We start from the raw sequence: 20,696 nt of genomic DNA, 5'->3' as shown, positions 1-20,696 counted from the left end.
TCCAGACAGTCCCCGCAGATAACCGTGTCTAGCAATGGAAAATCACCAGAATAAGGAGACCCCGGCGGGGATTGAACCCGCCAAGGCATAGCGTAGTACCTTACCTGCCGTCATCGGCTCGCCAAATTGACGGCTTCGCATGGATGGTTGTCACAGATTAGGTGACTAGGAAAGGATATGAAAAGCCACATGAGCGATTCGAACGCCCGACAAGACGGTTACAGACCGTCGACTCTACCAACTGAGCTAATGTGGCATAGGAAAAGCCCGACCGCCCCTAATCGCCTTATCACACCAGCCTTTCCGCCGTCTTATGATAGCGGGTTTGCTGAACATTTCGGAGCGAGCAAAAACATCTTACCGGGCAAATAAATGTAATCCCGCCGTTCCATCAAGATCTTGATAGGCATTCGATCTCATCCAACGCCCGTTCTATAGCCATCATGGCATCTTTCCATCGCATCATTTCCTGATCTAACGCGATGGTCCAATGATCTAATCGATGGCTGGCATATTTCATAAATGACTCATGGCGGGAATCGAACCCGCGCGCGCTTGATAGCGCACCCGGAAAGCCGGGCGCTTCGCCATTCTGCCTCATGAATCGATGACAGGGATACCGGGTCCGTGTAGGCCATTTGGCCGCGTTGAGCAGAGGCCCCGGCGCATATTGCCGTTCTTATCTAGGTGCCCGGCAAAACCTACCTCTGGAGGGGCTGAAACCTCCGAGGGGATAAGGGGATGCATGGGATAAATAGATTGCGGTAATAGAAGTAAACCGGAAGAGCGATATAACCATATCCGGCTAATCTGTTGTCTTCCGGGTGATAGTGAGTAGGCCAGACCCGATTATACTTTCCTGGGTTGCTGACCATTACTAGGAATTTTGCTTTGGTTCGGTATAGGCTCGCGCGTATGCGCTTCTGTATGCCCGTCTGCGAATTGGTCACCAAAATCGCTCCAGTCGTGACCATCGCGAAGGGCGGATTTGATAGAATAGGATTCGTCGTAAGGTTCAATAAACATGAGATTCACTTCGATAAAGTATATACTTTGGACGGTTCTAGCGTCCCCAGGGCAGGGCCCGGCCTTCAGCAGCAAGCTCTTTTAGCTGCGAAATTCCTTGCGCTTTTCTCTGGATTTCGGTTAGATATTTTGGGTTGGCGTGGGACACCATCATTCCAAGTTGTGCATCGGCATGAGGTAAAACCGCGATGGTCTGTATATGCGATCTCAAAGCATTCTGAGCATATTGCCTGTCCGAGGATATTAACCCAGATCTCTTTGCCCGTCTCTCTGTCGCATGCTGGATATCTTTCTTTTATTTCTGATCGGGTCCATGCTTGATTTGTTCGGTTTACGTGACCAGAATGTGCCAATCGCCCGCGCGGTTGATAGCAGTCTTTCACATATCTATATATGTGAGTAAAACTATATTAAAAAGAACCCGCTATACGCAGGCTCTTTCTATATGCTTTCTTGAAATTTGGTCCTCTTCCGGCACCATTGTCTATATTCACATTTGCCCGGAAAACCAACTTGAGATCTTCCATCTCAGAAAGGCACGTTTCCAGATAGTTTTCATTCATGCCAGTTTTGTTTGCGATTGTCCGAACGGTTTTAACTTCGCTGGTAGACAGCACCGCAAGGATTCGCTTCATTGCAGAAGAGGATACCATTTATTCGCCCCTATGCAAGACAGGAACCTCACCATGACAGTCTTTGCAAAGCGTTTGACCATTGTCAACGTCATAAATCAGTTCTGGATACAAGATAACTTGCTTAATATGGTGCGCTTGCAGTTTGGTTTTACTACCACATGATTGACAAGTATAATTATCCCGTTTGAATACTTTTGATCGCCAATCGCGGTATTCGGGAAGATTACGTTTGTCTTCAATTGGACCACTAGGAACGAACGTGCCCACTAAAATATAATCTTCTTCATAATGAAGATCCCTGACAGGTACGCCCAAATAATTAGCATACTGACATTGATGGCCGATATCGTCGGTTCGATGCCCCCATAGATACTTATTAAGGTTGTATGTTCTGAAATGATAATCGGTTGGCGCTTCTTCGGGTGCCAGATCATCGGCTAACGACGACGCATCGTAAAACATAAATCAAAGCTCCTGGGTTGGTGAGACCCGATGAAACAGTATAAACTATATAGTATAAATACATTGTGTAGAATGAAAATAGTACTATATAGATGAGAAGGCGAAAAAGGTTAAACCATCTGATGCAACTCTTCCGGCAGCATAACCTTATGCACGGCCATCATGCCCCGGCCTCCCATAGACCAACTGCTTTCCAATCTTGCCACATATCGCCACAGACTTGTTTTTCCTCATCCGGCATAGGTTGTCTTTGGTGCATTGGACTGGCAGGTTTGCGGCTCCTGCTATCTGTTTGGCAGTCATGGGATGGTCAAGGATGGATAGGATTTCGGATTGGCTCATTGCCACCCCTCGCAGAACATCAGACCGTAAGTCTCTTCAAGCAGCCAATAGGCCCGTGTCTGTAGCTGCCAATACCAAAATGCCGCCTCCGCACTCGCCTTGGTGGGCTTGGTAGAGCCAGGAACCCATGACATCAGAGCACCGACCATAAGATAGGCTTATTTGCGGCATCTTGTCGGATGCCTCTGATCAGGCCGTCTTGTTCTAACCTTGATAGGTAGCGACGGCAAGAATGCCAGTTATTCCCGGTGCCTTCTGCGATTTCTTCACGGATATGGGGGCCTGGGTGGGACTGCAAGTAAGAGAGGCATTCTTGCTTGCTCATTTGAACCTCTGACATATATTATATTTTCTGAATATTTCGTTACCAATGCAGAAAGCGGCAAATGAAACGAATAGCAGCACCACCAATCCGATTAATACTTGGACTGTCCGAAAATTAAATAGCATATAGCATATGACTTCAGAAGCCACCCAAGCAAACGTCAATATTGTCAGGATGACGAATGTCACAATTGGCAGACCGATAATGATCTTTCCGGTCTGGCAAGCATAGCGTTTTAGGTTGCTCATTTGTATAGCCCCTTATGCATGGCCACTACTATCGTAAATGCGCCTTTTGCAATCTCAGATTCTTTTTCATCCATGTGACCCGAAAGGAATAATTCGCCCTCGAAATCGTCCCAACTAAAACCGCAATGCTCTAAATCGGTTTGCGACATGGTCAGAATTTTATTCAATGGATCGTAATTCATGTAACCTCAAAAAAGGTTAAGCCGCACCTCTCGCGGCTTGTAGTCTTGTAGCTTCCAGTATGGGCAGTTGAGTTTCGGTTGGGATATAGATGATTTCTTTGTCGGATGCCCCTATTTTTTCAGTCAGCCAGAGGTAATCTAAGTATTCGCTGTTGTCCTTCAGAGATTCGCCAATAATCTCATTTGCCTTAGCAACCCCTTGCGCTCGGATAACTTCAGCATCCGCAAGATTCTTAGCAGAGTCCATTTTGGCTTTGCTTTCCACAACGGCGATCTGTCGGGAACTTTCGGATTCTGCCAATTTGGCCTTTCCGTCCATCTCCGAGGACCAAACGTTATAAAGCGGGTATCCAAATATCACGGCACCAAGCAATAGCGCACCGATTACAACCAATGCGACTATTCCAATTATTCCAGTTGATTCATTACTCATAGTAGGGTTTCTCCTTTTTGGTATATCTCCCTCTCACAATTCGTCTATCTTCTCGCCAAATTCTAGGATGTATGGGCATCCTGATATGAGGCGGCGGCCAGGGACGGGATAACCTCATGGCCCAATCACCTGCCCGTATTCTTTTTTCGGCCCGGATTTTCGGACCGCACGGGAAGCACCACATCGGCAATATTCTGCATAACAAATCCAGCCTTGAAATAGATGGAACGATCGCTCGTCTTCTATCCAGTTATGTAGATGACTCATACCCAGTGGCCTCCTTTCTGGAACCTTTGCTGAGCTTCGGCTTGGCGGGCTATGCGATCTATCTTCTTGCGTTCGCGTTCCTGTCTATCAATTTCTTCATAGACCGGATCAATGAACATGGGAAACATATTCATGCTCGCACCCGATTCGCATAAACCATCCTGATTAATGGTGATATTTGAGCAGCTCTCTTTTTTCCTATTCCGGCCATTTCCTCAATCGGTTTGGCATAATCGCCCCTAGGGAAAAGGCCAAGCTGGTATTCTACCAGGATGTTTCGCCATGTTTCCGGCCCTATGCCTTTCGTTAATCCACATGCAGCGACAAGTTCCCTTTCGCCTTCCGCTGGCTTTGGCCTGTAATCCAGCATGGTATTTTCGCATAGTACCTTATGGGCGGTGCTGAGCAATCGAGAGAAGGGATCTATCTGCCAGCGCATTACCGGGCAGCCGTTCGCTAGGCAGCGGGCCTCGAAATCTTGCAGCCGCTTCTTATAACTTTCCAGCTCGTATTTTAGCTCATCACCATGATAGCGAGTCTTGAGGGACTGATAACAGGCATCGGCAACTTGATTATCCCCGCCCAGGACGACCACAATACACGGATGGCCCGCCTCTCTCGCGGCCAAAAGCTGCATGTAGAGATGGCCTTGTGGGGCAAGGGCAGAAGCCACATAATCCGACACTTCCTTAAATTCAGCATTGAAGATCTTGGTTACGGTCGTTGTGGGGAATGCCTGGCAGCCAATTGAATCCTCGAAGCATACCGATTTTTCGCAGTCGATCCTAAATTGAACATCCAAAGGAATTTCGGCATTGACCTCAAGCGGCTCAAAGCGAGGATCGTCCATCACAGCCAAAGCGAGCTTCTTTGCCCGCTCGCCTTCGGTTGGCGCGATGTATGTCTTAATGCGATTCATGCTATCTCCTTCCAGGATGTGCTTTACAATCGCAGCACTTCCTGCCGCACCCTTCGCATTCCATGCCCGATTCATCGAGCCCCTGTGCGATCAGTTGCCCATGCCAGCCGTGATCACAGCTCGGTTCGGGGCAGCATGTGCCCGGCGCGCGGTGCAGCTCAATCGTCATCCTTTCGCCCCTCTTCAAATTCTCTAACATCGGCCAAAACATCATCTATGAGCTTACGCCGGGCCTCTTCAGATGACATTTCCCGCCTCATCTAGATCTACAATTATCGGGTCGCATACCTCATAAGGGAAAGTTACATCAACACGACTCTTCGAATTGGTCCAAGTTGTGCCATTGGGATCTCTGAAAACCTTACCATCTGACCGATACGCCCTGCCCCCTTCCTTGAAAACTGAATAAAGCCGTTTATTTTGTTGCACCCCATCAGCCACCCAGACCCATTCATCGTCCTCCCCGGTCAGTGGTCCAATTGGCTTATGAGAGGCCAACCGGGAAAATAACCTAATGCAGAACGGCGCGGTAAATCCAGAATGTCCTTGCTCACCAAAGACCTTGATAAGCTCTAAGACATCTTCGGCCATTACTTGGTTCATGCCACCGTCGAAATATTTTGCTCTTTCAAGCTCATCCTTCGCGTAATCATAAGTACTCATATAACCTCCTCACATCTATTGCATTGCTTTTCTGTCTCCGCATATGTCATGATTATTTTCTTTAGATTGCATTTAAATTCCCTGGGATTAGAGGGGATAGATCTGTGCGGACACGCTTTTATCATTAAACCACTCCTTTCAATTGATTACAAGTTGATAGGATATTATCAATCGGACGCTCGTATTTTCGCACTTTCGATAGACTTGATTCTACGTTGGAAACGCTTATGGTCGTTTTATTAGCCACCTCGGATGCTGGAATAATCCAGAAATGGACCGGATTCAGCTCTTGCCTATTATCAAACGCGATACATGCGAAGTAATCGGCTATTTGATTTTTCTTTGTGCTAAATTCCCACTTAGGCGAACTGCGCGGACATTGTCTAAAAGACAGGCACGACGCTTTCACGTCTATTTTATACCTCTTTCCGCAATAGAAATCAAATCCGGGGTTGCCCATTGGCATTCGCTCGACGTTTTGAAATACACCAGTTAATAATCGCTCAGCGACCACCACACCAAGATAACCAGGATGTTCTTTTGCTTCCGACAACGGCACATTTCGACCCGTTCTATGGTTCCAGTCTTGTTCCATCTTCCGGTGCGTTTTTCCGTATATCTTACGTTCCTCTTTATGAGTTGCTTCATATTGTTGCTGATACGCCAACTTCGCGTCGTGCGTAACGAGATCGTATCTTGCCTTATATGCACGCCGTTGTTCTTTGTGCGCGGCCACATATTTTTTATTACACGCTTTGCACTGCGATTGATAGCCTTTTCCCCGCAACGTATAAAAATTTGATATCGGTAATACTAAGCAGCACGTCGGACAATACTTTTCTGTGATTGTCTCGGGGCAGGCGGGAATCAAGCGCCCGCCTCCCGGAATTTCATTCTGATATAATTGATATCGTTCTGTTGTGTTTCCTGGCGTTTCTCGATGGCGGATAGCCGCGCCTCGATCCCAGGATATCTCTTTGCTATCTCCCTTTCGACTGCCCGATCAAACACGGCGGCAATCTTGTCTTTTGTGTCCTGAGACAATTCCAACTTAGAAGCGGTATGCTGGGCGATTTCGTCCGGGGCGAGCTTTCGCAGGCTCTTAGCAGGATATGTGAAGAGCTTTCCTCTTAGTCGGAAATTTCCGCCTTCCTTTATATCCACAATTTCACAGATATGTCCTTTATCTTCATCGCACCAAATACCAACCGGATCGCCTATTATCTCTGCCAAATCGCCTATCTTCAGCTCTTCCACCAATCGGAGGGAACTGGCAGGATACCAAGATACGCCGGAAGTCGTGTATTCGATGTCGCCATTGTCTTCTCTTAATTGGATCTGAGTTATCTTGAAACGGGTGCCATATTGATGGCTTTCCTTATGGGTCACGTTCACTTCTTGCCCTATCTGGAAAATGGGGGCGGTCATGCTGAGACCTCCTTTTCTGGATCGATGTCTGCGATACAGGCTTGATTCATCTCCGAACTGTCATACATGCCACCCAGGCTTGCGGGAAATGCCTCGCGGAGTCCGTGAACTATCGCGACCTTGCGGCACATCGTGCCTGGTTTAGATGCCCATTGGTTCTTCTTTGTGTCGTATTCAGACCGCGGGATAGCAGCCTTGAACGGAACAGACCTATCTTTTCTCACGATTTCGGCCCATCCGCCCAACAACGACTCTTCATCCGACATCCAGAACTCGCCCTCTCGATATTCCAGCGGGCCACCGTCTTTCGGCCTAATAATGATTCCCGCGCGCATGCCGCTGAATTGTGGGTGAGCTTCTGCCTTTTCGGTGAAATATTCCTTTCCAGCTATGAAAGACACATTTCGCCCGCTCTGGCCTTCATAAACGACAAGATAGACTTGCTTGGTCATCGGGTCTGCGCCTTTTCGCTTACAGAACTCACAGAATAAGTAAGCCTCTTGTTCGGTGGCCTTGGGGTTGATGTAATCTATGATATCTCGCGGTGTTAGGATGCCATTGGAGGTCACCATTTGACCTTTAACGGCACTTTTGCCGTTAGTGGGCATAATCGTCTTATTTCCGTTAGATTTGCCGTTCTTGGCCTTCACGGGTGGCTCCTGCCCGGATATGAGGGCTTGAAGTCCCGCCACATAAGGCGGCACCTGGCTTTCGACCCGACCATCAGCAAAGACGGTAGCATGTCCCCATTCACCCTTGAATACAATCTTTTCCTCATCTTGACTTTCTATTTCCAGATCGAGCGAACCCGCGCCCGCTTGGACAGCATCGAAATTTGGGTTTGCGGCCATCTTATTCCATCTCCACAATGCAAGTGATCATAGCGCAGTCTACCAGGGCTTTCTTGCCATCCATGATTTTATCGGATGATTCTATCTCGATTATCATCCACGGGGCATCGTCCATCATGTCAAATCCGCATACCTTGCCTTCAACCCGCATATCGGGAATGGCAACCACGGTCACTTTCTTGCCTGCAAATTGGTCAAAGTCCATTTTATCATGCCTCATGAATATTAATCCCGCGATTTGTCCCTAATTATTCATTCTTTGCTGATCGCGGGAATGTGTCGGGCCGGATTTGAACCGGCGAACCAGACCGGACCAACCGGTGAGACTGGAACATCCATCGTCCGACATAGGGATTCTGCCAGACCTGAAGGGAGTCCAGGGGTCGGGCATATTAGACCGCCCCGAAGTCGAATCGGGGCAACCACGCGGCCTATTCAGCTTTCCAGTTTAGGTTAAATTCTGGTATCCTATCGCAGACTTTCGCCGCGATTTCATCCACTGCCACGCCTTTGCCATAATTGTCTATAGCAAATAGCAGTTTTTCCTTTTCCAAAACCCCAAGCTGCCAACCTCGAAGCATTGCCAAGAAGTACGGCAACCGCTCGCCGCATACGTCTTTGTAGAGCATCCAGATACGCGATCCATAGATGCCCAACGTATCCAGCGCAAGCAGCGGCGCAAGACCGCCCAATGCGCCCATCGGGTCTATTGCATGGCCATTCGAGAATGCGGTCATGCAGACAGTTAGCCCGCCAGGGTTGCCCTCGGAGAGCTTGACAATCATATCCCGGATCGAATCCGAGCCGGTTATGCGTTCGTTTGACATTTTAATCACCTCTAAACATGAATCGGGCCCTTAAAGCCCATCATAAACCGCACTTCTGCCTCATATGCGGCTATCTTGCCCGCCGATAGTGGCTGTTGCACACCGAAGATCGACGGCATCCCACATCGCTTGCAAAGCGAATGGTGGATTGCGGGATGCTTATGCCAGCGGGTAATCTGCTGGCAGTTCAGGCAGAACCTGAAAGAGTCACGGCACATCAAAAATTCCATCGTTCGCTGAGATCGGCGATGATCTTGCCGTAGTATTCGGGATTCTCCAATTCGTGGGTTAGACAGAAATCAAGCCTGTCTTTGGCATAATCTGGCATTTCCATCTCAAAGCTCCTGCCCTGGTGAGGGGCAATACTACCTTTATCATTAAACTATATATACTTAACGCTAAGATCAAGGTAATTAAGTTTAAATAGCATGGATGTTATTGATTCTTCCATGAAAAGGCTAAGTGTCATGCTGGAAGATGACGCCTTCCAGATACTAAAAGACTATCAGGAGAAACATAAGATAGGAACGCGGGATGAGGCAGCGACCGCGATAATAAGAGAGTTCGCGAAAAAGAGAAGAGGATCGACGGAGCTACCAAAATGACAGAATCCCTCATCGACACTGTGACCCGGCTCAACGAGCTGGAAGGCAGGCGGCAAGCGATTCTCGCGCGAGAAAAGGAAAGCGGAAACTCCAATCGCGCACTAAAAGAGAAAGTTTGGATCGAGATTGACATGTTAAAGGTCTTCCCCGCCATGCTGGATGTCCTGGGAGAGATCCGGGCAGGCGATGCAGAGAAGATGCAATCATTTATCGATGCGTGGGAATGCATATACGGGAAAATCGAAGTGCTACATAGATATCGCGACATAGCCGCGAGAATGGAGGCTACAAAATGACATTCGATATACAGAAGTCTCGCCAAGAGTGTGGCATACTGGAACGGCTGGAAATGCTGCCCGCTGCCCTGGAAGAGATCGAGCGGCTACGAATAGAGAATACCACGTATCGCGAGATGACTAGTCCCGGGTTGGTGGTGTGCCAACGAGATACCATCGATGATCAGGCCAAGCAGATCGAGGATCGAAATCTGATCATCGGCCACATGCAAGCAGCCAGTGAGGCGCAGGCCAAGCGCATAGCGGAACTGGAAGCAGATAAAGCATTCTGGCAGAAGCGATCCCAAACATTAAGAGAGGTCTGCAATGCGGCTGAAGTGCAGGATAACAAGTCGCGCGCCGCCCTCAAGAAGCTCGCTCAGGCGAAGCGCGCGCGGGGCAAGGCGCTGGTGGAAGCATTGGATAGCCTAAAGCGCATCAAATGTCAGTTTGCGCCCTGTCCTGGACCAAATGAGCCTTTCGTTGATATGGCGACCTGCCATCGGTGCTACGCGATTCAGACAATCGAGAAGCAATTGGCTCAGGAGCATCCTGAGATTTTCGGAGAGGGATAAGCAATGCCAGATATAGGCGATATAATAGCAGCGGTGCATAACGCGGAAGCGCCAAAAGATGTGATCAAGCGACTCGGAGAATTCAATGACGACTTGATGGCCAATTGCAACCAGCTACGAGATAGGTGCTGGAAAGCAGAAGGTGAGCTTGCCAGGTGGCAGCAAATCGCCATCGAAGAGCGGGCAAAGTGCAACTGGTATAAATCCACATTAGACGATCTGGAAATTTCTTACATTCCATGGGATTCTATCGCGACCGGTGGTTGCAATATTCCTCTTGCAGATTATTGGCAGGAATATCGCGAGCAAGCCGCCCAGGAGCTTCAGCTAGAGGCGGCCAAAGAGGCGGGATATGTAGATCGCTTAGAGGCTGCTTATATCGATGCGAAATCGCGGCTCATAGCAGGTTGTGATTGTGATGGATACCAAATAGAAGTTGAAGAGTGCGATCGTGAAGAGGCGCAAGCCGCCTTAGTCAAGATTCGGGAGGGGCAAGCGTGATAGACGAGGACCAATTAGAACGGCTTAGATTGATCGATGCAAATACATTCGCCCGTTTCTATAGAAACGATTGTTTTCAGAGAGACGATTTCAGGAGAGAAGCAGTATTGCAGGCGGTTTTGCAGGAAACAATAGCAGAGAAAGGATATGGATTTCATCAAGTACAATTTGCACCCGGTGGATGCTGGGAACGTCCTCATGCGATGATATCGGACGGCGAACGTGCGCCGATCGAAGCCGATGGGGATTCGCCCGCCGCCGCTTTGCTCGCGTGCTACCTAAAAGCAATCGGGGCCACATGAGCAAACTCTGCATAGATGACAATGTTCCCTGCCACCTATGCGACAACCGGCCCACATGCCGGATAATCCGGCCCTGGGTCAGGCAGGAAGCGAATTCTGCCAGTCCTGAAATTCACGACTATCGTCCAGGAGCCGCCGCAGGAACCGGGACATCTCGCCCTTGTCGCGGGCGGCCAAGGAATTCAGGAAGGCTGCTTGGTCTAGGCGGTAGCTGGCGTTGATGTTTCGGTGGGCGGGGGGCACTCAGGCCACCTCCACCAGCCGAAACTCAATTCTTGCACCGGTGGGAAGCTCCTTGGTGCCTTCCGGCAGCCTCGGCCCGATGTACTGGGCCACGACCATCTTGTCACCCGGATTCAGGGCGATATTTGCTCGGTTGGCTGGCAACTCGCGGCCTATGAGCTTCCCTGCCAGGAAAGCCGTATCTGCGTGGCCTATCGCAGATTCAAGCGGCCCGATTTGACTGACCGCGTCAGCAGTCAGAGGCGATACCGTGATGGTAGCCCTATCTGCTACCATCAAAAGACTGAATGCGTTTCCGATGATCATTTCAATCTGCCCTCCGAATGCGATCGGATTCGCTCTCTTTTCCATCCCACTTACCGAGTCGGGCGTTCCGCCGCTTGAGCTTTTCGCTTTCGCGGTCGGATTCTGCCTTGCGCTCCTCTTCCGTGAGAGCCGCCTTTCTCGCGGCTTCGGCGTCCTGTTGAGTCGCCCGCGAGGCCGCTTCTCTTTGTCGCCTGGCGATTTCTTTCATGCCGTCCGGTGTGGCTGCCAAGACATCATAGCATGTCTGGCAGACGGTCTTACAGCAGAGGAAATGAGTCCCCCGCACTTGCTTGCACATCATGCATTTTGCCATACTACCCCATTGGGCCGTGAGTATATATACTTTGCGCTGCGCAGAATAGCGCAAGGTGAGAGAGGGAGAGAGAATCCCCTTATGCGACTCGCCATTTACCGCCTTCTTGCACCCAGTCGTGCGCCCTCATCCATGATTCGCATTGGTTCGGTGATATGTTCGCTTCCAAGCCTTCTGCGTGAATCGATAGAATGAAAGGCGTAACCTCTTTTTTCATTCGCTCGATTATAGCCAAACACCTTTTTAATATTCCGTCTACCTGTTCACCATTCATGCTGGTCCAATTTTGGACCTCCTCTGGACCATCAAAATCGTTATCAGGACCAACTGGACCAGCTAGACCAGCAGAAACGACCTTATTCTCCTTATACAAAATATTTTCTTCTATTAAACACAATATTCTTTTTTGATGGTCTTGTTGGTCCTGCTGGTCCTGTTGCTGTTCTTGCTGGTCTAAAGATGGTCCAATGATGGTCCTATTAATAAAAGACTTATACTTTTCATCGTCAAAATCTAGCCCATAAAATACTCTAATCTTGCCGGTCGGCGTCGTTTCCCTTCCCTTTATCGCTCTGAAATGTTTCTTTGCATAGGCAAAGAAGTCCCGATCCCTGACAGGCGAAGCGTTGATCTTCTTGCAGAAATCCTTATAGCATTCGTACGTAGCGGTCGAACTAATCCATGAGGCCAACCCAGCCTCCTCAATGAACTTGTCATAAAAGGCAGCGATGGTGTTTGATTGTAGATCATACTCTTCGGCCAATTCCTGCCCGCTGCCCCTCTGGTGGATTTTCTTCTGAGGCAAAACCCGGCAAGCATTGGCTATTAATAGGTTGAGCAGGCCGGATAGTTCGCCTGGCTGTGCCATCTTATTAAGCAATTCCGGGTCTCTTTGCTTCTCGTTAGGAAGCACCGGCTCATCCACAAATTTGTAGGGGAAATCGATCTTAACCAGGCGGCGAGCGAATCCGTGCGTATTATCTGAAAACCGGGGCGGGTTATTCGTATCTATGAATATGAAGCAATGGGGCCGGAACTGAACATGGTTCTTATTCTTCTGGTCAGCATCTATTCTCATGCCGCCAGATATGGCCTTGATTGTTCTGGATTCTTTGACATCGCCGGAAACTTCGGAATTAATTAAGAACCGCTTGCCGTAAAGCTGAATTTTGTCGAACTTATTTTGCGTGAGCGTGGCGATCTCAACTTCTGCGACCTGATCATCTCCGAAGAACTTCCTAATTAATTCTTCTAAGATGCTTTTGCCGTTTGAACCCCCCCCGATTGCAGCGGCGAAATACTCAAAGTTAAGTGTAGTAGTTTTTGCAGTAAGTATATCCAGTGCAGATAAGATATTATCCTCCGATCCTAAAGAGTCTTTGAGGAATCCGGCGATGATCGGGCAATGTGCCGATGGATCATAAGTTATCGGAGATTTCAGAGTTAAGCAATATTCTGGCGAATGCTCTAAGAAGTTGCCCGTCTTTGTATCGATAACTCCGTTATCTACTGCAAATAGATAGGGGTTGGTATCAAACACGGAGAACTCTTCAAGCGTCCTGAGAACTATCTTTCTGTGGACTTCCTTGGCCGCCCTGATGGAGTATTTATCACCCGCCACCTGATCTAATACCTGGTCTATCAACGTCTCACCATTAGGCTTATAGATGCCTTCAGAATAGACCCATATTCGTTCGTCTGGCGTTGATATGATCCTAAGATATTGGCTTATAGCGTCCGCTGCCTTGTCCGGGCTGAATGTAACCTTTTCTATCTTGCCGTCTTCGTCATATTCGACATCCGCCACATCTGTAATGGTCAATTGTGCGATAGGGGCATCTATCTTTTCTTTGCGCTCTGATCGCTTAGGCTCTATATGGGGCTCGTAGAGCCTAAGCAAATCCCGCCATCCCCTCCCTGAGCATCCGTTGTGATGGCATCCGGCCGCTATAGCACCGGACGCAAATTGTACCGCCCATGCTGAATGATCCCTATGCGATGAGTCCCAGGGGCAGGCATCGAGAATATACATTGTGCCGCCGCCGTTGGCTCTCTTTTCCTTTGCGATGTCTAAGCCGTGCGCCGCGAGCCATTGCCCCAATTCAATCTCCCTGGTTAAGCCCTTCTTAGGAGATGCTTCTTGGAATCGCTCAGATTGGTTTTTTTGTTCCCAGGCCCATGCATGAAGTTCTAAGAATTTGCGGTCAACTGTCTCTATTTTATTTGGAATATCTAATAATGACGACTTGCGCCAAGGCCGCTCCTGGATGTTATCACCTTTCTTTGCAGCCGTGCCGTACATCTTCCAAATGCGAGCCGCATTGAATACCTTAAGATCTACCTCTACACGATCATCACTAAACAAGGCATCAAATGATTTTAGGACCGTCTCAATGAGATGCTTACTATCTTGGTCGTTTGGAAGATCGATCTTATAGAGAAGGTGCGCACCATTACCAGAATCTGCTAATATCGGGTCTGGAAAGCCCATCTCTTTAAGCGCCTCTCTTGCCGCCTTTGCCCGGTCTATTGCCGCCTGATGCTCCTCATCAGTAGAACTAATATCCGATGGCCTGATAGGGTCAAAATCAACTGGAAGCCACCGCCTCTTAATGATGTCCTGATCGGCGGTTGTGGTAGGCTGTGCTCTGGCTGGAGTGAGTTTGTCGGGACTCCTGGCATATAGGGCCGGGTTGATCTGATTTAGGATAAGATAGATACCTTTTTGTTCATTGGTGATATCGAGCATCCTGGCAACTTCGGAGAGCTTCGCAAAGTCCTTGAAATAGCCGCTCTGGACTTCGTTTCTTCGTTTTCCGAGTGCCCTAAGCTCTACGACATCGCCCGGCTCAAAAAGGATGCTGAGGGATTCTAAAAGGAGCGTATTCATGCTTTGCCCCCATAGCATCCCGCAAGATACTCGCCGCACACATCAGATTCGCCAATACACGGTGCGAGCGGGCAGTAAAATCTTGGATCGATTCGATACTTATAAATAGCTTCGGCTAACTTCTTCTCCATTGTAACCAAATCCTAGCCCGCTTGCGACGGGCTTATCTTTTTTATTATCCTGTTATCGTTTCCAGTAGATAAAGCTATGCGGTGCATCAGTTTCAAAGCCCCCGGTTGGTTCGACCGTTTTCACATTATCCCTTCTGTGCAATCTATAGACAAATTGTGTCCTTTCGTACAAATCGCCCGCACATTGGGCCAAATAGCGTATAAATGTCCATCTATGTTCACCGTGCCCCATCCATCGACATCATACCCATGTGTCGCAGCAAGGAACATGTGGCTGTCTAGGTTGCCGCCTGGATCTGTCTGCATCAATGATGATAGATCTGCCGGGCAGAGGCAAGCACATAGGAGAATGGGAGCAAGCAACCTCAAGACAGCACCGCCAAAATTCGCCTGAATAACGCCAACGGATCGGGCAGCCACAAGCGAAGGTCTATCTTTTTCATGCGTGGCTAGCCTCCCATTCCAGGTCATCCTCGCGTTTCCGGATGTCGAATATCTGAAAACGGTAATAACCGCCCCGTTTACTCTCCTGCCAATATAGCGGAAAGAATAGGACATTTTTCTGCAAGGCTCTTATGATGCACTCATTCTCAGGACATCCCTCAGTGGACATCTCCAAATTTCCGGTTGTCCTATCCTGCTTGATTGTACCGTATCGCTGCCATTCTTCCTGAAACATGTCCACAATCGCCCAGGGCCGCCTGGCATCGGCGCGCCGGATGAGGTCTAGTAGTTCCCCGATCATGCAGGATCCTCGAAGAAGGAATCTAGTCGGGATGGTACAGCAGCAACTCTCTTTCTAGCAATCTCGCAGTATTCGGGCGATAGTTCGAATCCAATAAAATGCCGTTTGGTATGCTTACAGGCCACTGCTGTGGTCCCTGACCCGATGAACGGATCCAAGACAATTCCATTTTCCGGCGAGACCTGCAGGAGTTCTTCAATCAATTCAACTGGCTTGCCCGTCTGGTGAAACTTTTCTGCAGAATTTACGGCTTTCCTGAATACACCTGGCAGGCAAATATCAGTATTCCGTTCATAGGATCCCTTGGTGGCATAAATCACATATTCACATTGATGCCTGAACCGCCCCCTATCTGGTCTCGCGGCTTCGGTTTTATCCCAAACGTAGATGCCTCGCCAGATGAACCCGGCCACTTGGATCGCATCAGTCACGGTTGGAAGTTGTCTCCAATCAGTAAAGCAGAGCAAGGATCCCGTGGAACTCAATTTTTTATAGCACTTCGCCATCCACATGTGGCACCAGAGCAAAAAGCTTCTTTGGTCTCGATTATCTCCATAGAAATCAGGTCGAACCAATTCTGTGCCACCAACCACGTATTTGGCACTCGTTGTATTATTTCGGTCGGATCTGAACATGCCGCCACTCGAATATGGCGGATCGGTGAGGACCATGTCGACGGATCCGTCTTGGATTTCATCGATCAGTTCAAGACAATCTCCGCAAACAATTTCATCTATCATGCGCCACCTCGATTGCCTCTGGGCCGTCCCCGGACATGCGTCTTGGCCATGCGATACCCGGCACAATTCTCGCGAGGCTTATCTAGGGTGCAAGATCCTGGCCGATTGACCACATAGTAACATTTTTCACAGAGTGACATTATCCACCTCCTGGATAGCCCCAATCAATGCCGCTTCCATCGTCTCGCCCCGGCCCGTTGCCCGATAGTCGATCATGGCGAGAAAGGGCTTGGCATCGCCTGGCAGAATGTAGATGATAGCGGGCCATTTCTCGATGAGGATACGGGCTAAGAGATCTTGCATGCGAACCTCTCGGCATTTGCGGCCCAGGCGGCCTTCCTCAGATCGCCCAATTTATAGCAGCTATTCGATATAATCACATCAACCGTTTTGATTCTGTCACCAATGATTATACAAAATTGCTGAAATCGGTTTGCGTCCGGCCCCCTGCCAGGCTTATATGTCTTACCGGTTTTGATCTTCCCGACAACTTTTATATCTTCTTTTAAATATGTTAGTTCGAATAAACCAGTATGCACGACCGCCGACTTTTGCGCCGTGCCAATCACCAAGGCATACTTTCCTTGGTACGGCCCGCCTTCGCCTGGCGTAAGGACTATATCACCTACTCGCATGCGACCTCCTGGCAGTCATCGCAGACGCATTTTGCCCCGTCAAATAACCGGCATTTCTTGATCCGGCAATTACCATGAATTGCTCCGCCGTCTGTGGAAAGAAATTGATGATCACATTTCTTCATCGCCACACCCCATTATCCCAAATCACCGGGGCCACCAGTGGCGCATTGCCATTGTGATCTAGCCTGTAATCGGTGAGTAACTTGCCATCGTCTAGCAGTTCTTGAATGGGCTTCTCGATGTAGGGAATGTTAGCTTTTCGCCAGGCGGCCATCTGTGCATGACAGTTTGGACAGTTGGCAGACGTGTAGATGATTAACATTCGAACCTCATCAACGTCTTGTAGTCGGCCAGGAGCGCCGTATCTACCATGCCAAAAAGCCGATCATAGCTATAATCAGCATCTCGGAAGCATCGCCCATCTCCTTGCCAATCGTCGATTAGGTCATGCAGTTCTGCATAGATGGCGCGATCCGTATCAGAGACAACCTCAAAGCGATCTAAGCCGCATCGAGCATAATCCGGCCCATCGCTCCAATCGCCTCGGTTTAATAGCAAGCTATGCCCAAGCGCTAGATACTTGTCTTTAGACAGGATCGCGTCAAGAATCTCATGATCCTCTGTAGACAGAGCTAGACCATATTTGTTCGCCAATATTCCGAGAGTCTTGATCTTCTCTATGTTCTTTGCTTCTGATTCACGTTGTCTCTCTTTCTCGGATTCTTCAGCAGCGATTTTTTCTTCCCATTTCGCTACTTCCGACATTTTTTGCTCATATGTCTTTTGAACATCCGGCCAATCGTCGTGCGTGGGGACCAGATGACGTAAACCTTCCGTCCAATCGTATGATACACTTTCTGTCTTATAGGATCGCCTGTTGACGACCTTGTTATAGCTGGATGGGATACCAATCGCCGCTATAAGTTTTCGTAAGCCGTCGTAAACGGTAGCGTTGTTCTTTATTGCCGCCTGATTCGCATCTTTCAGAGAAAGACATCTCTGGTATAGTGCCTCTATTTCCTTTTTTGCTTCTTTTGGCGAATGATAACTCGATACTGACGCCATCGCTTGGCCCATAGGGTACTTCGTCACCGGCATGAGCTTGCCGCATGTCAGGGCCTTTTGTTCCTCAAGCTCGCGCTTGGCCGTTGCCAATTCTGCGGCGAGTGCATCAATCGCAGAATGTGCCTGCTTGATGTGATATTCATCTAAGCTCATTCCGTATCATCTCCCTTATCCTCTCGCTTATAGCCCCAAATGCCCATCAAGACATCGACCGATTCTTCAGTCATCATTCCTCATCTCGATAGATCGCCAATTCGGCATTCAATTGATCTATGCGCATTTGATAGCAATCGACCGCTTCTTGCAATTGTGCTATCTTCTCATGTACCGGTATGATCCGCTCTGTCATCCTGGGCGGCAAGTCCCTCTTGGAGTGGATTGGATGAGTCGCCAAAAGCATCTCATGTCTTCGCATTGCAACTGTCTCAAAATCGTTCATGCTCTCTCCCATCTCTTGCAAATATTTCTTATCGTGTCCGGGGCGGCCTTCCAAGGGCGGCCAATATCGTAATACGTCCAATCAAAAAGAACATGCAACAGCACAATGCCAGCGTAGCATTCTCGCGGGACATTCGCACTTCCTGGTACCCGGCCAATATGCTTGATCTTCGGGGGACTCATCCAACCACCTGATAAGAATCTCGGTGCCTGGTTATGCTGCCCGCCTTCTGGAGGGCTGCCAAATGCGTTAAAACCGCCGATTTGCTTTGCATACATTCTAATTCCACATCGTACCTAGAACATGGTCCATTTTGGGCAATATAAGAAAGAATTTCGTCTTGATCTGGTTGGGTGTTTCTGCCATTGCTCGCCACATGCGGGCCTTCCATGTAATATCGATCGCGCGGCCACATGCAAGCCATAACCATCAGATCATTTGCGCCCCGGCCACGTTCGCCTTTGGATTTGAGCCTCATAGTCCCGCCCTCGGATGCCTATAGAGCCAAATCCACCACACAGGAACCAATACCAATAGAATTAAGATACCCACAATCCACATGCTACCATGCCTCATGTCACCATGCCGCACAGTCTCACGCAAGGTAGAAATAGCCGAAAAGCCAAGTAAAAGCTTGTCGGGGTATCTCTCTTTACTCTGAGGTGCGCGACAGCTCCTTTAACTTCCAGGCCCGCCCGGCTGGTAACCGTGCTCTATGTGGCCTGGATTTACTTATTCGACATTCTTCTCATTCAGTATTTGCTGTTTTCGGTTGCAATCCAGTACTTTTTTTAATTCCGCCCGCACCACCTCTCCAAATCTCTCCATGTTGTCGTCCATCGCTTTCGACATCTGCTGGGCTATATGCTCATCTATATTGGCCTGCATCCAGATGGAATCATTGATTATCTCGCTCTTGGACTTCTTCATTCTATTTTGAAGCACGCCGAGCAACCGAATCGATACCTCGTTCGGATAAAACGAACATTGTTTCTTAGTTTTCCTCACCGACCATCATCCCATCGTTTGACTATTTTGCCCCAATCCAAGGGTGGAGCGAAAGTGTTATACTACAATCTTCTTGTAGTGCTATTTAAACCCTACAACAACTTCATAGTCTAACCACTATTTAAGAATTTCGCTAAATAAGAATACCCATAGAATCCAACCATCCACCAGCACGTCATAATGCGAATTTGGTCTTACTTTTCTAAAGTATATTATGAACATCATGCCCAAAATACCGACAATTGGCGATAAATAAAAGATCGCAATATCTACAATCGCCAATATTGCAAGCGTTCGCGATCGTCCAAGCAAAACCGGCACGGTCCTTACACCGCTTGCCACATCGCCAACCGCATCGCGAATGTCGCAGAGGGTTGTATCAATGATGGTCACAAGAAAAACTAACAGATAGGCCCGCCAGTCCCCGCCTACCAGACCAGCATAACAGTATGCGGTTGGCGCGGCAACGATTAGAGTCTTCAGTCCTGGGATGTCCTTTGGCCGGAAATTGCCAAATTTCATCGCATATGAATATCCTATGATGACAGGAATAACCACGAAAGGCAGCTTAGTGTAATCGGTTGCAACGACAATGATAAGGGCCAAAGCACCCACAATATAGGCAATCTTCTCAATGGGATATCTGATAATTCTGCCAGGATTGTTTATATCATCCTCTGCACCGCCGCCAGCGTGGTCCTTTGCATATATCGCGAATACGAGAAGGAAAACGACCGGGAAAGCTGCATAAGGGACCGGCACGCCGCAAAGATCAGACAGAATGAGAATCCAGAACGTTTCGACGAACGCTATCCAGAGGGCAGATATAGGGAGAGATTGAAAGAATTTATACATGTTTATGATGAAATGTAAGGAATCTATATAGATGTATGTAGTGAGAAAGATTTGTATAGTTATAATTCAACAAATCTCTATGAAAAACGATTTAGAGATTGCTTATGAGGCAATGACGGCACCACATAGTATTAGATGGTTTTTAGGTGCCCTAAAAGACGAACTTGTCTGGAAGATAAAAACAGCGTTAAATTGGACTTGGTAAAAAGAGGCCGCGACTAAGGCGGCTTAGGCGGACTTATTTTTTCAATTTTGTGCCGCACTTTGCCCAACGTTCATGTTCATTGTCGTATTGGGGCGGTTCATGGTATTCATAATCTTCAGCATTCGCTTTTTCCAGTTTTCGATCACTTGCATTCATCTAACCACCTTCGCCTTTTCCTTATATCCGTCCCACAATTCCCGGCCCCATGTCACCGCCCTTTCCCCTTCGCAAATCAAATCCTGCCAAGGATCA

At 48.5% G+C, this 20,696-nt stretch carries 28 protein-coding genes and 2 tRNA genes; 5 read left to right on the top strand and 25 right to left on the bottom strand.

What is annotated here, in order from left to right; all coding sequences use genetic code 11:
• Positions 1–183 precede the first annotated feature (183 nt).
• From PHS46_07970 to PHS46_07910, 13 genes are all read right to left on the bottom strand, one after another.
• A tRNA-Thr gene (locus tag PHS46_07970) sits at positions 184–256 on the bottom strand.
• Between the two features lie 267 nt (positions 257–523).
• Positions 524–606: transfer RNA gene (locus tag PHS46_07965), tRNA-OTHER, on the bottom strand.
• 1,073 nt (positions 607–1,679) lie between these two features.
• A complete protein-coding gene (locus PHS46_07960) occupies positions 1,680–2,123 on the bottom strand; it encodes an HNH endonuclease (protein MDD3906436.1) in 444 nt (147 codons plus the stop codon).
• 911 nt (positions 2,124–3,034) lie between these two features.
• Entirely contained in the window at positions 3,035–3,220 is a 186-nt protein-coding gene (locus PHS46_07955; GenBank protein MDD3906435.1) for a hypothetical protein, read from the bottom strand.
• A gap of 16 nt (positions 3,221–3,236) precedes the next feature.
• Positions 3,237–3,653, bottom strand: a complete 417-nt coding sequence (locus tag PHS46_07950; protein ID MDD3906434.1) for a membrane protease subunit — start codon at positions 3,651–3,653, stop codon at positions 3,237–3,239.
• Between the two features lie 263 nt (positions 3,654–3,916).
• Positions 3,917–4,054, bottom strand: a complete 138-nt coding sequence (locus PHS46_07945; GenBank protein ID MDD3906433.1) for a hypothetical protein — start codon at positions 4,052–4,054, stop codon at positions 3,917–3,919.
• Positions 4,051–4,839 (bottom strand): hypothetical protein, encoded by a 789-nt coding sequence (locus PHS46_07940; GenBank protein ID MDD3906432.1) that lies wholly within the window; start codon positions 4,837–4,839, stop codon positions 4,051–4,053. Before PHS46_07940 ends, PHS46_07945 begins: the two co-directional genes overlap by 4 nt.
• Before the next feature lie 237 nt (positions 4,840–5,076).
• Complete coding sequence (locus PHS46_07935; protein ID MDD3906431.1) at positions 5,077–5,502, bottom strand: hypothetical protein; 426 nt, start codon at positions 5,500–5,502, stop codon at positions 5,077–5,079.
• A gap of 124 nt (positions 5,503–5,626) precedes the next feature.
• Positions 5,627–6,238 carry a hypothetical protein gene (locus PHS46_07930; protein MDD3906430.1) on the bottom strand — a complete coding sequence of 204 codons (612 nt, stop codon included), beginning with the start codon at positions 6,236–6,238 and terminating at the stop codon, positions 5,627–5,629.
• Between the two features lie 131 nt (positions 6,239–6,369).
• Complete coding sequence (locus tag PHS46_07925; GenBank protein ID MDD3906429.1) at positions 6,370–6,930, bottom strand: hypothetical protein; 561 nt, start codon at positions 6,928–6,930, stop codon at positions 6,370–6,372.
• On the bottom strand, positions 6,927–7,781 hold the full coding sequence (gene bet / locus PHS46_07920) for a phage recombination protein Bet (protein ID MDD3906428.1): 855 nt from the start codon (positions 7,779–7,781) through the stop codon (positions 6,927–6,929). Before bet ends, PHS46_07925 begins: the two co-directional genes overlap by 4 nt.
• Position 7,782: 1 nt before the next feature.
• Positions 7,783–8,001, bottom strand: a complete 219-nt coding sequence (locus tag PHS46_07915; protein ID MDD3906427.1) for a hypothetical protein — start codon at positions 7,999–8,001, stop codon at positions 7,783–7,785.
• Positions 8,002–8,212: 211 nt separating this feature from the next.
• Positions 8,213–8,608, bottom strand: a complete 396-nt coding sequence (locus PHS46_07910) for a hypothetical protein (GenBank protein MDD3906426.1) — start codon at positions 8,606–8,608, stop codon at positions 8,213–8,215.
• 449 nt (positions 8,609–9,057) lie between these two features.
• On the opposite strand from PHS46_07910, the gene PHS46_07905 reads away from it, so the two are divergent.
• The 5 genes from PHS46_07905 to PHS46_07885 are packed head-to-tail and all read left to right on the top strand — an operon-like array spanning position 9,058 to position 10,866.
• Positions 9,058–9,213: a hypothetical protein gene (locus PHS46_07905; protein ID MDD3906425.1), complete on the top strand. Its 156-nt coding sequence runs from the start codon at positions 9,058–9,060 to the stop codon at positions 9,211–9,213.
• Positions 9,210–9,509 carry a hypothetical protein gene (locus tag PHS46_07900; protein MDD3906424.1) on the top strand — a complete coding sequence of 100 codons (300 nt, stop codon included), beginning with the start codon at positions 9,210–9,212 and terminating at the stop codon, positions 9,507–9,509. The genes PHS46_07905 and PHS46_07900 overlap by 4 nt, the downstream gene beginning before the upstream one ends.
• Positions 9,506–10,063 (top strand): hypothetical protein, encoded by a 558-nt coding sequence (locus PHS46_07895; GenBank protein ID MDD3906423.1) that lies wholly within the window; start codon positions 9,506–9,508, stop codon positions 10,061–10,063. Before PHS46_07900 ends, PHS46_07895 begins: the two co-directional genes overlap by 4 nt.
• A gap of 3 nt (positions 10,064–10,066) precedes the next feature.
• Positions 10,067–10,564, top strand: coding sequence for a hypothetical protein (locus tag PHS46_07890; GenBank protein MDD3906422.1), 498 nt, complete (start codon positions 10,067–10,069; stop codon positions 10,562–10,564).
• Positions 10,561–10,866, top strand: coding sequence for a hypothetical protein (locus tag PHS46_07885; protein MDD3906421.1), 306 nt, complete (start codon positions 10,561–10,563; stop codon positions 10,864–10,866). Before PHS46_07890 ends, PHS46_07885 begins: the two co-directional genes overlap by 4 nt.
• A gap of 243 nt (positions 10,867–11,109) precedes the next feature.
• On the opposite strand, the gene PHS46_07880 is transcribed toward PHS46_07885, so the two are convergent.
• The 12 genes from PHS46_07880 to PHS46_07825 all read right to left on the bottom strand — a co-directional run bounded on the left by PHS46_07880 (position 11,110) and on the right by PHS46_07825 (position 20,600).
• Positions 11,110–11,415 (bottom strand): DUF1874 domain-containing protein, encoded by a 306-nt coding sequence (locus PHS46_07880; protein ID MDD3906420.1) that lies wholly within the window; start codon positions 11,413–11,415, stop codon positions 11,110–11,112.
• 1 nt (position 11,416) lies between these two features.
• Complete coding sequence (locus PHS46_07875; protein MDD3906419.1) at positions 11,417–11,644, bottom strand: hypothetical protein; 228 nt, start codon at positions 11,642–11,644, stop codon at positions 11,417–11,419.
• Between the two features lie 163 nt (positions 11,645–11,807).
• Complete coding sequence (locus PHS46_07870; protein MDD3906418.1) at positions 11,808–14,618, bottom strand: phage/plasmid primase, P4 family; 2,811 nt, start codon at positions 14,616–14,618, stop codon at positions 11,808–11,810.
• Between the two features lie 570 nt (positions 14,619–15,188).
• The gene (locus PHS46_07865; GenBank protein ID MDD3906417.1) at positions 15,189–15,494 is read right to left on the bottom strand and encodes a hypothetical protein; all 306 of its coding nucleotides are present in this window, start codon (positions 15,492–15,494) and stop codon (positions 15,189–15,191) included.
• Positions 15,491–16,234 (bottom strand): site-specific DNA-methyltransferase, encoded by a 744-nt coding sequence (locus PHS46_07860; GenBank protein ID MDD3906416.1) that lies wholly within the window; start codon positions 16,232–16,234, stop codon positions 15,491–15,493. Before PHS46_07860 ends, PHS46_07865 begins: the two co-directional genes overlap by 4 nt.
• Positions 16,235–16,360: 126 nt before the next feature.
• Positions 16,361–16,537, bottom strand: coding sequence for a hypothetical protein (locus PHS46_07855; protein ID MDD3906415.1), 177 nt, complete (start codon positions 16,535–16,537; stop codon positions 16,361–16,363).
• Entirely contained in the window at positions 16,522–16,869 is a 348-nt protein-coding gene (locus PHS46_07850) for a hypothetical protein (GenBank protein MDD3906414.1), read from the bottom strand. Before PHS46_07850 ends, PHS46_07855 begins: the two co-directional genes overlap by 16 nt.
• Before the next feature lie 318 nt (positions 16,870–17,187).
• Complete coding sequence (locus PHS46_07845; protein MDD3906413.1) at positions 17,188–18,090, bottom strand: hypothetical protein; 903 nt, start codon at positions 18,088–18,090, stop codon at positions 17,188–17,190.
• 73 nt (positions 18,091–18,163) lie between these two features.
• Positions 18,164–18,376, bottom strand: a complete 213-nt coding sequence (locus tag PHS46_07840; GenBank protein ID MDD3906412.1) for a hypothetical protein — start codon at positions 18,374–18,376, stop codon at positions 18,164–18,166.
• 732 nt (positions 18,377–19,108) lie between these two features.
• A complete protein-coding gene (locus tag PHS46_07835; GenBank protein ID MDD3906411.1) occupies positions 19,109–19,306 on the bottom strand; it encodes a hypothetical protein in 198 nt (65 codons plus the stop codon).
• Between the two features lie 195 nt (positions 19,307–19,501).
• Entirely contained in the window at positions 19,502–20,239 is a 738-nt protein-coding gene (locus PHS46_07830) for a hypothetical protein (GenBank protein MDD3906410.1), read from the bottom strand.
• Between the two features lie 238 nt (positions 20,240–20,477).
• Positions 20,478–20,600, bottom strand: a complete 123-nt coding sequence (locus tag PHS46_07825; GenBank protein ID MDD3906409.1) for a hypothetical protein — start codon at positions 20,598–20,600, stop codon at positions 20,478–20,480.
• Between the last annotated feature and the right edge of the window lie 96 nt (positions 20,601–20,696).

This window comes from Candidatus Omnitrophota bacterium (assembly GCA_028699255.1).
In the GTDB taxonomy this organism is placed as follows: Bacteria; Omnitrophota; Gorgyraeia; order 2-01-FULL-45-10; family 2-01-FULL-45-10; genus FEN-1322.
This window is presented reverse-complemented; position numbering and strand designations above follow the sequence as displayed.